General features: G+C 63.3%; 15 protein-coding genes. 9 read left to right on the top strand and 6 right to left on the bottom strand.

The window, feature by feature from the left end; all coding sequences use genetic code 11:
* Positions 1–134: 134 nt before the first annotated feature.
* The 6 genes from GY769_05940 to GY769_05915 form a co-directional block, all read right to left on the bottom strand.
* Positions 135–1,748 (bottom strand): OFA family MFS transporter, encoded by a 1,614-nt coding sequence (locus tag GY769_05940; protein MCP4201461.1) that lies wholly within the window; start codon positions 1,746–1,748, stop codon positions 135–137.
* Positions 1,749–2,153: 405 nt separating this feature from the next.
* Positions 2,154–2,624, bottom strand: a complete 471-nt coding sequence (locus tag GY769_05935) for a GNAT family N-acetyltransferase (GenBank protein ID MCP4201460.1) — start codon at positions 2,622–2,624, stop codon at positions 2,154–2,156.
* Between the two features lie 53 nt (positions 2,625–2,677).
* Positions 2,678–3,118: a hypothetical protein gene (locus tag GY769_05930; GenBank protein ID MCP4201459.1), complete on the bottom strand. Its 441-nt coding sequence runs from the start codon at positions 3,116–3,118 to the stop codon at positions 2,678–2,680.
* A 70-nt stretch (positions 3,119–3,188) separates the two neighbouring features.
* Positions 3,189–3,509 carry a carboxymuconolactone decarboxylase family protein gene (locus GY769_05925; protein ID MCP4201458.1) on the bottom strand — a complete coding sequence of 107 codons (321 nt, stop codon included), beginning with the start codon at positions 3,507–3,509 and terminating at the stop codon, positions 3,189–3,191.
* A 19-nt stretch (positions 3,510–3,528) separates the two neighbouring features.
* Entirely contained in the window at positions 3,529–4,269 is a 741-nt protein-coding gene (deoD, locus tag GY769_05920; protein MCP4201457.1) for a purine-nucleoside phosphorylase, read from the bottom strand.
* 31 nt (positions 4,270–4,300) lie between these two features.
* A complete protein-coding gene (locus tag GY769_05915; GenBank protein MCP4201456.1) occupies positions 4,301–4,900 on the bottom strand; it encodes a hemerythrin in 600 nt (199 codons plus the stop codon).
* A 71-nt stretch (positions 4,901–4,971) separates the two neighbouring features.
* Here GY769_05915 and GY769_05910 point away from each other — a divergent pair, with 71 nt between their 5' ends.
* From GY769_05910 to GY769_05870, 9 genes are all read left to right on the top strand, one after another.
* Positions 4,972–5,706: a TetR/AcrR family transcriptional regulator gene (locus GY769_05910; GenBank protein MCP4201455.1), complete on the top strand. Its 735-nt coding sequence runs from the start codon at positions 4,972–4,974 to the stop codon at positions 5,704–5,706.
* On the top strand, positions 5,706–6,755 hold the full coding sequence (gene had, locus GY769_05905; protein MCP4201454.1) for a 6-hydroxycyclohex-1-ene-1-carbonyl-CoA dehydrogenase: 1,050 nt from the start codon (positions 5,706–5,708) through the stop codon (positions 6,753–6,755). The genes GY769_05910 and had overlap by 1 nt, the downstream gene beginning before the upstream one ends.
* A 62-nt stretch (positions 6,756–6,817) precedes the next feature.
* The gene (oah, locus tag GY769_05900; GenBank protein MCP4201453.1) at positions 6,818–7,930 is read left to right on the top strand and encodes a 6-oxocyclohex-1-ene-1-carbonyl-CoA hydratase; all 1,113 of its coding nucleotides are present in this window, start codon (positions 6,818–6,820) and stop codon (positions 7,928–7,930) included.
* On the top strand, positions 7,927–8,688 hold the full coding sequence (locus GY769_05895) for a hypothetical protein (protein MCP4201452.1): 762 nt from the start codon (positions 7,927–7,929) through the stop codon (positions 8,686–8,688). Before oah ends, GY769_05895 begins: the two co-directional genes overlap by 4 nt.
* A gap of 8 nt (positions 8,689–8,696) precedes the next feature.
* Complete coding sequence (locus GY769_05890; protein ID MCP4201451.1) at positions 8,697–9,857, top strand: hypothetical protein; 1,161 nt, start codon at positions 8,697–8,699, stop codon at positions 9,855–9,857.
* Positions 9,858–9,871: 14 nt separating this feature from the next.
* Positions 9,872–11,164 carry a hypothetical protein gene (locus GY769_05885; GenBank protein MCP4201450.1) on the top strand — a complete coding sequence of 431 codons (1,293 nt, stop codon included), beginning with the start codon at positions 9,872–9,874 and terminating at the stop codon, positions 11,162–11,164.
* A 28-nt stretch (positions 11,165–11,192) separates the two neighbouring features.
* Complete coding sequence (locus GY769_05880; protein MCP4201449.1) at positions 11,193–12,026, top strand: 2-hydroxyglutaryl-CoA dehydratase; 834 nt, start codon at positions 11,193–11,195, stop codon at positions 12,024–12,026.
* A complete protein-coding gene (locus GY769_05875) occupies positions 12,026–12,868 on the top strand; it encodes a 2-hydroxyglutaryl-CoA dehydratase (protein MCP4201448.1) in 843 nt (280 codons plus the stop codon). The genes GY769_05880 and GY769_05875 overlap by 1 nt, the downstream gene beginning before the upstream one ends.
* Positions 12,869–13,061: 193 nt before the next feature.
* Positions 13,062–15,785: a vitamin B12-dependent ribonucleotide reductase gene (locus GY769_05870; protein ID MCP4201447.1), complete on the top strand. Its 2,724-nt coding sequence runs from the start codon at positions 13,062–13,064 to the stop codon at positions 15,783–15,785.
* Positions 15,786–15,787: the final 2 nt, after the last annotated feature.

Raw genomic sequence — 15,787 nt, 5'->3', positions numbered from 1 at the left:
CGCCTTCTTTAGGGATTCTAGGGAGCTTCCCGATCCTCCGCACGACCCTAATGACGGAGGCCCGAAGCCCCGTCTTAGGGTGGGTGGGGAGCTACCCGACCCGTGAGGGGGTAGAAGCCAACGCCGACCGGTCGTCAGGCCCCGCCGACCGGCTCCGGGCGGTGCGGCAGATACTTGAGGGATAGCGCCAGTGCCGCCGACACCAGGCAGAGCACGGCCGCGAGCGAGAACGCCGCGGCATAACTGCCGGTCATGACCTTGGCGGCGTTGCCGGCAATGATGCCGACCACACCGGCGATGCCGTAGGAGGTGAACACCCAACCGTAGTTCGCGCCCAGGTTGCTGGCACCGAAGAGATCCGCCGTGGCTGAGGGAAAGAGCGCGAAGTTGCCGCCGAAGTTGAATCCGACGACGGACGCCGCGATCGCCAGCGTGACCTCGGTTTGCATGCCCGCGAGCACGAACAACGTGATCGCCTGCAAGGTGAACATCGCAACGAACGTCATCGTGCGGCCGATCGAGTCCGAGACAAAGCCCCAGACAATCCGGCCCAGGGCATTGAAAATCGCTAGCCAGCCGACCGCGGCTGCGCCTTTCAGCATCAGGCCGCTTTGATCGGCGGACGTCAGCGAACCCACGGCTTCGGCCGCGGCAACGAGCTGCTCGCCCGCAAACACCTTGATGATGCCGATCACCATCAAACCCGCCATCGCGCCGCTGAAGAACATCAACCAGAGGGCGTAGAAAGCCGGTTGACGCACGGTCTGCTGCCAGGTGGATTCCTCCGTGTCCGCAACGGTGGCTGCCTGCGCGGTGGCGCTCGCCTGCTCGACGGTCGGCGGGTTCTTGAGTAGCAGCGCCCCGAGGGTCACGACCACGAAACACACGAGACCGTGCACCACGAAGAAAGGCACGATGCCGAATTCGCGGATGAAGCCGAGAGCTCCGAATTCACGGCTGAACAGATAAGCGCCGAAGCCGAAGCCTGCAACCGCCAGACCGCTGACCAGTCCCTTGTGCTGCGGGAACCACTTGACCAGAGCCGCGATCGGGCAGACGTAGGCAAAGCCGATCCCAGCACCCACCACAAAACCGATCGTCCCCCAAAGCACGAAGAGCCGATCAAGAGACTCGAGCTTGCCCACGTACTGGTTGCCCAGCAAGACCGCGGCCACGATCACCGTGGTGGCGATCGCGATCGGACCGTAGCGCGCCATCACACGCCGCTCGGTGTCGAGGTGGCCGAAGAGAGCGTGGTAGAGCATGAGCGCAACCAGGCAGACGAATCCCGCGAAGACCGCATGAGCAATGTAGAACACGATCGAGTTGTTCATGAAGGCGCTCAGGAGGAAGCCGGCGCCCATCAGGACGGCTCCGATGATCGCGGGAAGACGTGGCCCCTTGAGGTCCTGGAACCTCCCGGCGACCACCATCACCAGAGCAAACGTCAGAATGCAGATCGAGAACGCGTACTTCAAGTAACCCTGTGAGACCGCCACCTCTCGGGCCACCTCTTCCTCGGTGGCAACCACCTTGAGGCTCGCAACCGGTTCACCTGACGCTACGAGATCCGCATAGGTAGCCTCGGAGATGACGTCGGGAAACACCTCAGCTGTCAGCGGCTCCCAGAAAATGCTGTAGCCGTACACCGTTCCCAAGATGAGCTGGACCATGATGGCGCCGACCAGAACGCCGAAGCGCGTGTAGCCGGTTGAAGTTGTCGAAGATGAGGTTATGGGGGCTGGCATGGGAAGGGGCTCCTGTGGTTGGTAAGAACGCCGAATGCGAGCCTAGCGGTCGTTCTGCCCGGAGTGCACCACCCTCGCGGGCAGGAAAAGCAGAGAGCCCTCTCACCCAATGGACCGTCGCCAGGCTTCCCGCCATCAACAGCGCCAGCAGGAGCACGAGCCAGACCGAGAGCGCAGGGACATGTAACGACCAGGATGGACACTCCTCGACTCGCCTCCACTCGCCACGCCGGATCCTCGCACCGCCTCACACTGGCTCAGCCACGACGAGGTCGACACCGGCGTCTAGGCCCGAAAGCACGCGGAGACCACTGACGGTTTGCGCGAAGCGGCGCGCAGGCGAGAGCCCGATCCGTTGAAGGCCTCCTAGCTCGAGCCGGCCCCTGGAGAATCGCCTGCCGACAGCTACGTCGTCAGTTCCTTCTCGAACCAGAGGTGGGCACACGGATTGTCATTGAAGGGCGCGACTTCCTGATAGCCGCGTTTGCGATACATCACCTGGGCCTCGTGAAGAGCTCGATTGGTGTCGAGCCGAACCATCCGGTGGCCGAGTTTCACCGCATGGGCTTCCAGTGCCTCCAAGAGTCTTCCACCCAAACCAGTGCCACGGACCGACGCTGCAACCCACATCCGCGTGATGAGTCCAATTCCGGGCCAGCCGGTCGTGAGTGCCCCGCATCCCACCGACTCATGCCCCAGCCTGGCGACGAGAAACACTCCAACCGGCGGAGTCAGTTCCTCCGGGCTCGGCCCGGGGTGGCTGTCGGGATCGAAGCCGCCCTCGAACCTCTCCTCGAGCTCCGAGTAGTACTCGGCCAGGCACCAGCGGGCATCGACGCTTCGAGGGTCAGCCACTACGATCTTTGCGGCTATCATGGCACTTCGACTCTACTCCCCACCATCGCGGCCAGCCAGAGCCCGGACGGTCACTAGAGGTCGCGCAGATGCGCGGCCGTCAGATTGAAGGTGCTGCCGAAGCCCGCGACCAAGCGGCCCTTGCTCACCTCCAGCTCGATCAGCGAGAAGTCAGCGAGTGCAAAGTGCCGACGGCCTGACGGGAGCCGTTCGAGATAGACAGCGCGCGCCTCTTCATAGTCGTTGTCGGCTCTCCCGATCCGGCGGACCGTGCCCTCCAGGCTGACCCTCGGAACCTGAAAGGGATCACTCTCGGGTTCGGCCGCCGCGCCGACGAGACCGCTCCATGGGGCCCCGTCTCCCAACCCGCGACTGTGGCGCGCCAGCGCCGAAACGTGAATCAGGAGAGATCCCCGACCGGGCCAGGCGGCGAACGGCACTTGCCCGACGTAAGGCCGGTCCTCGGCCAGCACCCCGAGCGCAAGCAGGCGCGCCCCTCCGAGCAGGCGACGCAAGTGCTCTCCCCCTTTCGAGTCTGCTGTCGGTCGCCTGCTGGATTCGGCCATTACCGGTTCCGGGGTTGCCCTATTCCTTGCCCACGATGTCCTGAACCCAGCAGTATGCTGCCACGGTCGACGGCATCCCGAGAGTCCCGGCTGCCAGAGCGACCGTCTGCGCCAGCTCCTCAGGCGTGATTCCCATGGCCAGAGCCTTGCGAGCGCTCGAATGAACGGCGCCCTGGCGAAGCGCTCCGATGGCGACGCCGAGCTTTACCAAACGGGCCGTCTTCTCGTCCAGTGGCCCGGATTTTCCCTCCTCATGGATCAGCTCCCACGCCTCGGCGAGTCTTGGATACCTCTGGGTGAACGCGATAAAGGCCTTGGGGGGCTTTGGCTCTGAGCTCATGCAGTCTCCTTTGATCTTGCTAGTCGGTCCGCCCGGACAAATGGCCATCCAAGAGGAGTGCCTCCAGAGCCAAGTGCACCATGCCGTCGAACGTCGTCTGACGCTCGTCCGAACCCAGGTGCTCATCGGTGACGATCTGGTCGCTGACCGTGAGAATCGCCAGACAGCGCGCGCCACGCTCGGCGGCGAGACCGTAGAGCCCGGCCGCCTCCATCTCTACCGCGAGAACCCCCATTCTTCGCATGGCTTCAAAGGGTTCGGGCCGCATGTCGTAGAACAGATCGGAGGTGTGAACCAACCCGGCCCTGGTCGCGATTGCTTGCTCGTCGGCAACCCGCGCCGCCGCTCGGAGTAACCAAAAATCGGCAACCGCGGCGAAGTCATCGCCACCATAGCGACGGCGGTTCACAAACGAATCAGTGCAGGCTCCTACTGCCAGAATTATCTCTCGCAGCTTCACGTCGCCTCGTACCGCACCGCAGCTACCGACCCGCACCAATCGACGCACTCCGTACTCCGCGATCAACTCGGTGGCGTAGATAGAAGCCGAGGGGACTCCCATCCCGGTTCCCATTACCGAAACCGGCATGTCTTTGTAGCTTCCGGTGAACCCCAGCATACTGCGCACGGCCGTGACTTCTCTGGCGTCGTCGAGGTGATGCTCGGCGATGTGCCGAGCTCTGAGAGGATCGCCGGGGAGCAGGACGGCTTCCGCAAAGTCGCCGGATTGTGCACTGATGTGAGGTGTAGGTGTCGGCATGGTGGCGCTGCCCCTCCGGAATTGGGGTGACCTAGGCGAGATTCCACCTGGTCTCGAGCCGAACGGCGATTTCCTCGAGCTGCTCTCGGGTCTTGCCGTCGAACGCTCTGCAACCGACGTCGCAGAACTTCAGTCGCAGCGACTCCTGGTCCGCCTCGCTCAGCACTCGGTCTCCCATCTGAAAGAGAACGTTGTCCTCCTTGAAGATGTGATTCGTCAACAGCAACAGGTAGTTGTCCGCGGCAGCGAGGAAGCGATCCTCAGCTTCGTCGGCTCCTGCTCCGGCATTGGCGCTCCTGGCCTCCAGGGCCTGTCCCATCTCGCGCGTGTAGCCACGGGCGAGACGATGCTCCTCGAGCATGACGCCGATCGGACCGCCGTCCCTGGGGATGCCACGGACCTCGAGCACCGGAAAGAGCAGATCTTCCTCCTTGGCATGGTGGCAGGCGTCGGCGAAAAGGCGGAAGAACTCGACCGCGCTGGCAAACGAGTCGGCTTCGAAGCCTTCCCCGGCGCGAGCCCTCCTTACCAGCGCCTCCAACACCGCCAAGACTCTCAGGATGACTTTGTGCTCGTTCTTGAGCTCGGCGGTCGGGGCGATCTGCGCTTGTGAACCCTCTGCTTGCGTCATGTCGGGACCTCCTCGTCGGGCGCAGTCTAGCACAGTTGACTAACGAACGTTCGTTAATCTAGACTGGGCTCATGAAACGAAATGATCCCCGCCGGCTGCAACAGCAGAGACGGAAGATCCTGGAGGCCGCGGCCCGGTTCATCGCCAGAAACGGCTACCACGGGATGACCATGCGCGCCCTGGCCAAGGCCACGAGCAGGAGTCTCGCGACCGCATACAACTACTTCTCATCAAAGGAGGAGATTCTCTTCGCCCTGCAAGAAGAGGCGTTCAAGTCTTTGATCCACGCGGCCGAGAGGGCCCTCGAAGAGGTCCGGCCGCCGAGCGAGCGGCTGTATGTGTTCATTCTCAACCACATCTCCTACTTCACCGCTCACGCCGACGTCATGCGCGTGTTGGTTCATGAAGCCGGGTCGCTGCCGCCGGCCAAGCGGAGCGTGATCCGGAAACTCAAGAGGCGCTATTTCGAAGTCGGAAGAGAGGTGCTTGAGCAGGTTCTCGAGGAAGGCTGTGGCCGGCCGGGCGCCTCGGGACGATCGGCCACGGACACGGCGAGCCCGGTCGAGCTCGAGCGCATTACCTACAGCCTTTTCGGAATGCTCAACTGGATCTACAGCTGGTACGAGCCCAAGCGTCACGGAGACGCTCGCGAGCTGGCTCGCACGATGCGCCACCTCATCCTCTGTGGCGCTGTCAAGAGCTGCCCCGCGATCGAATCGCAAACCGAGCTCGAGCCCAACCTCGAGGTAATCGAAACGCTGCCGCTGGTCGGCGGTCCGGCTTCGAGGCAAAGGAGGGCCAGCTGATGACCGCCGATCGCCTCTCTTCCTGGCGCATGACCGAGGCCGGCCAGCCCCTGGAGCTGCAGGAGAATCCCCTACCCAAACCAGAGCCAGGTGAGGTGCTTTTGAGAATCACGGCCTGCGGCCTTTGCCATACCGACTTCTCGTTTCTCTACGGAGGAGTCCGGCCGAACGCACCGCTGCCCTTGACACTCGGCCACGAGATCGTGGGACAAGCGGTCGCGGCCGGCCCCGGCGCCGAGGATCTCGTCGGCAGGAACCTGCTGGTCCCGGCCGTCCTGCCTTGCGGCGACTGCGCCCTTTGCCGCTCCGGCCGCGGCAACGTTTGCCGGCGACAGAAGATGCCCGGCAACGACTTCCACGGTGGCTTCGCTTCGCATTTTCTCGGCCCCGCTCGGTTCCTGTGTCCGGTCCCTGAGAGCCTGACCAAGCTCGAGAGTCTGTCCGTCGTCGCCGATGCCGTCGGCACCGCCTACCAATCGGTACTGCGTGCCGGAACTGCCGCGGGCGACCTGGTCGTCGTGGTCGGCGCCGGCGGTGTCGGCACCTTTGCCGTCCAGACAGCCAAGTACCTGGGTGCGCGGGTCGTCGCAATCGATATCGATGAGGGTCGTTTGCAGGCGATCTCGAGCTACATCGACTTGCCCCTGAACGCCGCCGAGTCGAGCGTCAAGGAGATTCGGAGTGCGATCGCGGACTTCGAGGGCAGAGAGGGCGGCCAACGCCATCGACGAAAAATCATCGAGTGCTCAGGTACCGGCGCCGGTCAGCAGACCGCCTATTCGCTTCTCACCCACAACGCATCGCTCGCGGTCGTCGGCTTCACCATGCAGAAAACCGAGCTCCGGCTTTCCAACCTGATGGCCTTCGACGCGACGGCGTTCGGCAACTGGGGTTGCTTGCCCGAGCACTTCCCCGAGATCCTCGATCTCATCGCCGGAGGTGAACTCGAGATCGAGGCCTTCGTCGATTACCACCCGATGCGACGCCTCAACGAACTCCTGGCCGACGAGCACCATCGCCGCCGGCCGATCCTGATTCCGGACTTTTAGCAGCCCGTGCTAGACGGCCAGATGACCGAGCGCCCTATCACGGACTGCTGAGGAGATCTCTGATGCGAGAACCAGCCACCAAAAACCACGAGCTTCTGGCCGACGTCGAGTTTCGGCACATTCAATACGAGCGCCGACCCCTGCGGCAGCCGGACGGCCAAGCGGTCGAGGGACTCTTCAACGCCTGGGTCGTACTCGATAATCCTCGCCAGCTCAACTCCTACACGACGGATGCGGTGAAGGAGCTGATTCTGGCCTTTCGCCGCGCGTCCATGGAGCGCGACGTGGTGTGCGCTGTCTTCACGGCGGTCGGCGACCGCGCCTTCTGCACCGGCGGCAACACGGCCGAGTATGCGGAGGTCTATGCCGGCCGACCGCTCGAGTACCGCCAGTACATGCGGCTCTTCAACGACATGGTGACCGCGATTCTCGAGTGTGACAAACCGGTGATCAATCGCGTCAACGGGATGCGGTTGGCCGGAGGGCAGGAGATCGGCATGGCTTGCGACTTCACCCTTGCCGCGGACACCTCGGTCTTCGGTCAAGCCGGCCCCAAGCACGGTTCCGCGCCGGACGGCGGATCGACCGACTTTCTTCCGCTCTACGTCGGCTTCGCCCGAGCGATGGAGTCTTGCACTCTGTGCGAGGTATGGAGCGCCTACCAGGCCGAGCGCTTCGGGCTTGTCAACGGTATCGAGCGAGTGCTCCGAGACGACGGCGAGTGGGTCGCCGACCCGCGGGTGATCACCGACCGCTGGCTCGACAAGGAGGGTCACATCGTTCATGGCGAGCTCAAGCAGGGCGAAGAGCTCGTTCGAGCCAAGGAGCGCTTGCGCGCCTGCCAGATCGACTTCTCCCGCCTCGACGCCAGCGTGGAAGAGCTGGCCTGGAAACTGGCACTCACGATGCCCGACTGCACGACCAAAACGATCGAATCACTGCGCAAACACAAGCTGCAGCACTGGCACCGCAACCGCGAGTCCAATCGAGCTTGGCTGGCTCTGAATATGGCTACCGAAGCCAAAGCCGGATTCCCGGCCTTTCATTTCGGAGAGCGTGGTCATCGGGAAGTCGACTTCCTCGACCTTCGACGCCGCCTCGCCGCCGGCCAGGCCTGGAACGACGAGTTGATCGCCGCGGTCTCGCCTCCAAAGAAGAAGGAGATTGCCCGATGACCCTGACCGTTCACAGAACCTCCGATGTCTGCCGGCTGCACCTCGATGCGCCACCCGGCAACATCCTGGATCACGCGCTCTGCCTCGAGCTGGCCGAAGCCATCCGGGTGCACGGAGGCGATGCCGATCTCAAGGCCTTCCTGCTGACGGCCGGCGGCAAGAACTTCTCCTACGGAGCCAGCGTCCAGCAGCACGTTCGAGGGGAGGTAGAGACCTTTCTGCCGGCTTTCCACGACGTCTTCGAGGCCTTGATGGCGAGCGACGTACCTGCGGTTGCGGCGGTGCGCGGCCGATGCCTGGGCGGCGCCTTCGAACTGGCGGGTTTCTGCCACTTCCTTGTCGCGGAGACCAACGCCGTCTTCGCCTTACCCGAGATTCAGCTCGGCGTCTTTCCGCCGGTGGCCTGCGCTATCTTCCCGGAACTGCTGGGACCGGCGATTACGGATAACTTGGTCCTGGGGAGTCAACAGCTTGCCGCTGGAGACGCGGTCGCCTGTGGCCTGGTGACCCGGCTGTGTGAGGAAGGTGAGCTCGAGCAGGCCGTCGACGCGTTCCTCAAGCAGTCGATCCTGCCGCGCTCGGCGAAAGCCTTACGACTGGCGACGCGCGCACTCCGGGAGACGCTGAACGAAACGGTCCGCCATCGCCTGCCGGAGCTCGAGCGTCGTTACCTCGTCGATCTCATGGCCACACAGGACGCCGAGGAGGGCATCAGCGCCTTCCTCGACAAGCGTGATCCAGCCTGGGTCAACGCCTAGAGAGAGCCGTGAGCCGAGTCTTCAGCTGGAAGAAAGACGATCCGGACGGGGTCCTCGCGGCTTGCCGTGAGCTGCTCGAAGATACGAGCTTCCCGACCGTCAGGAAGTGGCGTCAGAGTGGCGGCAAGGTAGTGGGCCATTTTCAGGTCTACTTCCCCGAAGAGCTCGCACATGCCGCGGGCCTTTTGCCGGTCAAGGTGCGGGGGGCGGTCGTCGAAGCCACCCAGGCGGAGTCGCGATTCGGCTCCTATCTGTGCTCGATCCTGAAGACCTCCCTGGAGTTGGCCCTTTCCGGGAATCTCGAGCTCGACCTCTTCGTCAGTCATCCGATTTGCGACGCCGCCCGCAACCTGGCCGCGATCTGGGGACGGAACGTCGACTATCCCAGCCAGATTCTCTATTTGCCCCAGAATGCCAACTCGGCCCACACCGCCGAGTACCTCACCCAAGAGTACGCTCGCATGCTGCGCACTCTCGAGAAAGTCGCCGGCCGATCGGTGAGCGAGACCGACCTGCGCGCCTCGATCGCCGTCTTCAACGAAAACCGAGCACTTCTGCGCCAGCTCTATGCCATCAAGCGCGACACACCCTGGCTGCTCTCTGCCGAGGAAGGCTACGTCCTCACCTCGCTCGCGGGCATCTTGCCGCGCGAGGAGCACAACGAGCTTCTCGAATGGCTGCTGCCGTTGATTCGAAAACGCGACCGCAAGCGTCAAGACCGCATCCGGGTGGTGTTCGAAGGCGGCTTCTGCGAACAGCCGCCGCTCGACCTCATTCGAACCATCGGCCGCTCCTGCTACCTAGTCGACGATGACTTCCTGATCGGCCTTCGCTGGCTGGTCCAAGACGTGATCGCGACCGGAGACCCGCTGGCAGATCTGGCGCGGGCGTACCTGGAGACCTCGTCCTATAGCCCGGTCCAGCATGACCTACGCAAGCCCAAAGAGAAGATGCTGCTGGCCCGGATCGAAAGCTCGGGAGCCGACGCCGCGATCGTTGGGGCCGCCAAGATGTGCGAGCCAGGCCTCGAAGAGCAGGTCGCCTACACGCAGGCTCTCGACGAGCACGACATCCCCTACTTCGTCACCGAGTTTCAGGAATCGATGTCGAGCTTCGAGCACATGGAGCTTCAGCTCGAGACCTTCGCCGAGAACCTTCTCTTCGCCTGAGAGGTGCCCAACAGATGGAAGCACACGACACCACGAAGATCATCGGACGCGGCCACGAGCAGGGCTCATTGCTGTTCAAGAACTGGTTCGATGGTCTCTCGGGAGTTGCCGAGCGCAGCGAGGCATCGGCCTACGTCTTCGTAATGGGCAGCTTCGTCGAGATCCTCCGCTGCTTCGACCTGCCGGTGGTCTTCCCCGAGATCAACTCTCTGCAGATGGCGGTCCGCCACGTCGCCCACGATTACCTCAACGAAGCCGAAGACTTCGGCTTTTCACCCGATATCTGCGGCTACGTCAAAGCCGACGTGGCGGTTCAGCTACGCGGGGGCGAGCACCCCGCCGGCCGCATTCCGACTCCCACCCTGGCGGTTTTGACCAACGCCTGCAACACCTACATCAAGTGGGCCGAGATCTGGGAGCGCCTGCACGGCACCCGGGTCTTCACCCTGGACGTGCCTGGGACTCGGGAGGTGGGTGCCACCAGCCGCCCCGGTAGCAGCGACTTCGAGACCGACCGACGGTACGTCGAGGGGCAGATACGCGAGTTGATCGGCGCCTGCGAAGAGATCACCGGCAAGGCCTTCGATATCGACCGCCTACGCCAGGTACTGAGCGACTGCAACACGGTCAGCAGCTCCTGGAAGCGAATCATCGATCTCAACCGGAGCCGACCGGCGGTGTTCAACGCGCTCACCGACGGTACCGTGTTTCTGGGTGTGGCCAACGGCCTGAGAGGCACTCCCGAAGCGGCGGGCTATTTCTCCGACCTGGTCGAGGAGCTCGAGTACAAGGCTGAGAACGGCATCGGCACGCGCACCGAGGAGGACTACCGGTTGACCTTCGTCGGCGTTCCCTGCTACCCGATCTTTCGCCGGTTCAACGAGCTCTTCACCGACTGGGGTGGTGTCTTCGTCAACTCCACCTATCTGTGGTTCGCTTCCGGGGGCACCAATCTGGGTTTCGAGTACGACCTGGAGCACCCCCTCGAGAGCCTGGCGGAAGGCGTTCTGCTTTCGGTCCGCGATGCCATGGACTCGATGTTCCAAAGCGATCGGGTGATCGGCAGCATGATCGAAGAGTTCTCCATTGATGGCGTCGTATACCACCCAATCAAGAGCTGCCGCACGGTTTCGACCGGCCTTGCGGACAGCCGCCGGGCGTTGCTGGCGGCCCATGATGTACCGACGCTCTTCATCGAGTCGGACATGATGGACAAGCGCGTCGTCTCGGAGGCCCAACTCAAGAACCGCGCCGACGCCTTCTTCGAAGGCCTCGCCGCGCGCCGGCTGCGAGAGGCGGCTGGCTAGGCCGCGAGCCACAGGAGAGGAGTAGTCAATGGCTTTTGCAGCTGGAGTAGACATCGGCTCGACCCAGACTAAGGCGGTCGTGCTCGACGAGCACGAGCGGATCGCCGGCCGCGCCCTCATCGACACCGGCGCCAACGTCGTGACCGCGGCCGAGAAGGCCTTCGAGCTCGCCATGGCGGACGCCGAAGCCACCGACCAGGACATCGAATGCGTGATCGGAACCGGTTATGGCCGCTATCAGATCAACTTCGGCCACGACCAAGTCACCGAGATCAGCTGCCATGCGCGGGGCGCCACCCACATGTTCCCGGAAACCCGCACCGTCCTCGACATGGGCGGCCAGGACACCAAGGCAATCAGCGTGGCCCCGGCGGGAGACATCCTGGATTTCTGCATGAATGACAAGTGCGCTGCCGGCACCGGTCGATTCCTGGGAGCGGCCTCGACCGCCCTCGAGATCCCGCTCGACGACCTCGGCCCCACCGCTCTAGCCGCCCAGAAATCGGTTCGAATCAGCACGACATGTACTGTCTTCGCCGAATCCGAGATTCTCTCGTGGCTCGGACGCGGGCAGAAGATCGAGGACATCCTTCTGGGCGTTCACGAGTCCATCGCCTCGCGCTCGCTCGGGCTGTTGAGGCGCGTCGGAATAGAGCAAGAACTGACGTTCAGCGGCGGCGTCGCGAAGAACGTCGGTATGGTCAAGACCCTCGAAAGGAAGCTCGGCTTTCCGATCAACGTCAGCTCCGAATCGCACTTCCTGGGCGCCTTGGGCGCAGGCTTGTTCGGTCTCGATCGAATTCGAGCAGGCCAGCGCCCGGCGCTCCTCCGATCGAACCGCCTGCGCCAGGAGGTCTCCTGATGCTGACCGCCGGAATCGACGTCGGATCGACCTACGCCAAGGCGGTCATCCTGGCGGACGGCAGAGAAATCGTCGGCACTGCGATCGCTCGAACCGGATTCCGCCTGCCCGAGGTTTCACGACGCGTTTACGGTGAGGCTCTCGAAGCCGGCTCTCTGCGTGAGAAACAGGTTTCCTACGTCGTCGCCACCGGTTTCGGCCGCCATCAAGTGCCCTTCTGCGACGTCCGGGTCACGGATCTCACCGCTGCCGCTCGAGCCGCAAGCTTCTTCTTCCCCGCGACCCGCACGGTGCTCGACATCGGCGGCCAGACCATGAAGGCATCCAGGATCGACGACGCCTCCAAGGTCAAGTCCTTCCGCCTCAACGACAAGTGCGCCGCCGGAACCGGCGCCTTTATCGAGAAGACCGCCCAGTACATGGGCTATCGCACAGACGAGGTCGGCGCCTTGGCGGCGACCTCCAAGGACCCGGCCCCGATCTCGGGCGTATGCGCGGTCTTTGCCGAGTCGGAGGTGATCAACCACTTGTCTCTTGGACGGCCTCCCGCTGACATCATGCAAGGCGCGATCGTCTCGCTGGTGGGACGCGCCGTGCAGCTCATGAAGCGAGTGAGGATGGAGCCCGAGTACACGCTCCTGGGAGGAATCCTGCGCTTCCCGACGATGGCCACCGAAGTGCGGCGTAGCCTCGGCACTCTCGGCAGCCGTGTCAACGTACCGGAGGGCGACCTGGTTCAGTTCGCCGGGTCCCTTGGAGCGGCCTTTCTCGGCTATCGGCGACTTACCAGGCCCGATCCGGCCGTCTTGCCAGCTGCAACCCCCACCGCTGCAGGGGTTTAGGCACTGTGACTCGCATCCATCTAAATAGCTTTCAAAAAAGAACTTTTTGCCCTACCCTACCCGTTGGGGTGTGGCGGGGGCACCGTCCCCTCCGTAACCTCAAACCGCCCAATCGGGCAGCACGAACAAGAGCACGAAAGGTCGGGAAAAACCGGGGCGGGCGGTGGCAAAACCGGCGCGGAACTCAGGAGGAATCGTGGATCCCAATAGGCTCAACCAGCAGGACGCCGAGCAGGCAGAACCCAAAGACCGACCGGCACTGCGCTTCGGGCGTCGGTTCACCGAGCCCGGTGTCCACCCCTACGATGCTGTCGCATGGGAACGGCGTGACGCCGCGATCAAGGACGAGAGCGGCAACACCGTATTCGAGCAGAAGGGCGTGGAGTTTCCCGAGTTCTGGAGCTTGCAGGCCACCAACGTGGTCACGAACAAGTACTTTCGCGGAACCGCCGGGACCTCGTCGCGCGAAAACACTTTGCGCCAACCGTTCGATCGCGTCGTGAACACGATCACGGGCTGGGGCCGGGCCGATGGCTACTTCGCCACCGACCAGGACGCGGAGGTCTTCGCTTCGGAGCTGTGTCACATCCTGCTCCACCAGATGGCCTCGTTCAACTCACCGGTCTGGTTCAACGTCGGTATCGAGGACCAGCCGCAGTGCTCGGCCTGTTTCATCAACTCGGTCGAAGACACCCTGCCGTCGATTCTCGACCTGGCCAAGACCGAGGGCATGCTGTTCAAGTACGGCTCCGGCACGGGTAGTAATCTCTCGACGCTGCGATCCTCGCGAGAGGGTCTCAAGGGCGGCGGCACCTCTTCCGGTCCGGTGTCCTTCATGAGGGGATTCGACGCCTTCGCCGGCGTCATCAAGAGCGGCGGTAAGACGCGGCGCGCCGCCAAGATGGTCATGCTCGACATCGACCACCCTGACATCGTCGAGTTCATCGACAGCAAGGCCAACGAAGAGAAGAAGGCCTGGGCCCTGATCGAGGCCGGCTACGACGGAGGTTTCAACGTCCCGGGCGGCGCCTACGACTCGATTCTCTTCCAGAACGCCAACCACTCGGTCCGGCTCACCGACGAGTTCATGGAGGCGGTCGAGCACGACGGCGAGTGGACGACCCATGCCGTTCAGGGCGGCCAGGCGATGGACTCGTACTCCGCCCGTCACCTGATGCGCAAGATCGCCGAGGCCACTTGGGTCTGCGGTGACCCCGGTGTCCAGTTCGACACCCGGATCAACGAATGGCACACCTGTTCCAACACGGCTGCCATCACCGCCAGCAATCCTTGCAGCGAGTTCATGTTCCTGGATGACACCGCCTGCAACCTGGCGTCGCTCAACCTGATGGCCTTTTACGACGGCGACGAGGAACGCTTCGAAGTGAGCCGCTTCGAGCGTGCCTGCGAGATCTTGATCACGGCCCAGGAGATCCTGGTCGACAACGCCGGTTATCCGCGTCCTTCGATCGCGAAGAACTCCCACGACTTTCGTCCCCTAGGGCTCGGATTCGCCAATCTGGGCGCCCTGCTGATGGCTCGCGGACTACCGTACGACTCGGACGCGGGCCGGGACTACGCCGCCGCGATTGCCGCGCTCATGTCGGGAGCGGCCTACGCCCAATCGGGCCGGATGGCGGCGGCCCGAGGTTCCTTTCCAGGCTTCGACGAAAATCGCCGTCCGATGCTGCGGGTCCTCAAGAAGCACCGTGACTCCATCCAGCGCATCGACGCCGCGCACGTGCCGCTGGAGATTCTCCAGCGCGCCAAGGAAAGCTGGGATGAGGTGATCGAGCTCGGCAAAACCCAGGGAATGCGCAACAGCCAGATCTCGGTGATCGCGCCAACCGGCACCATCGCTTTCATGATGGACTGCGACACCACCGGGATCGAGCCCGATATCGCCCTGGTGAAGTACAAGCGCCTGGTCGGCGGCGGCATGCTCAAGATCGTGAACCGCACGGTACCGCTGGCGCTCAAACGTCTCGGCTACAGCGCGTCCGAGGCCGAGAGGATCGTCACATTCGTGAATGAGAGCGACACCATCGAGGGCGCACGCGACCTGCGGCCCGAGCACCTGCCGGTTTTCGACTGCGCCTTTAAACCGGCCAGTGGCAAGCGCTCGATCCACTTTCGGGGCCACCTCGAGATGCTCGGAGCGGTGCAGCCCTTCGTTTCAGGGGCAATCAGCAAGACCATCAACATGCCCGATGAGGCGACCCCCGAGGAAATCGAGGCGGCCTACATCGAGGGCTGGAAGCTGGGCTTGAAGGCGATCGCGATCTATCGCAACGGCTGCAAGCGCAGCCAGCCACTCTCCTCGAAGGTCTCGGCGACGGCGAAGGCCAAACCGGTTCGCCGCAAGCTCCCGGACGAGCGCCGGGCAATTACCCACAAATTCGTAGTCAGCGGCCACAAGGGGTATCTGACGGTGGGTCTCTACGATGATGGAACTCCCGGAGAGATCTTCGTGGTCATGGCCAAAGAAGGCTCGACCATCTCCGGTCTGATGGATGCCTTCGCCACAGCCATCTCTATCGCTCTGCAGCATCACGTGCCGCTCGAGACTCTGATCGCCAAGTTCGCGCACACACGCTTCGAGCCCTCGGGCTTCACCAACAACCCCGAGATCCCGATCGCCAAGTCCGTTTCAGACTACATGTTTCGCTGGTTGGGCTCGAAGTTCCTGAGTCCCGAGAAGAAACGCGAGCTGGGCATCGTGCTGCGTGAATCGGCAGACGGCGGGGAGGAGATCGCGGCCGCGGAGGTTGACGAAGACGAGCTCACGACGAGCGCGGCCGCTACGTTCCAGTTGCAGACCGATGCGCCCAGCTGTCAGGATTGTGGCTCGATCATGGTGCGCAATGGCACCTGTTACCACTGCCTCAACTGCGGTGCCACCAGCGGATGTGGTTAGGC

The sequence above is a fragment of the bacterium genome (assembly GCA_024224155.1).
GTDB lineage: Bacteria > Acidobacteriota > Thermoanaerobaculia > Multivoradales > JAHEKO01 > CALZIK01.
This window is presented reverse-complemented; position numbering and strand designations above follow the sequence as displayed.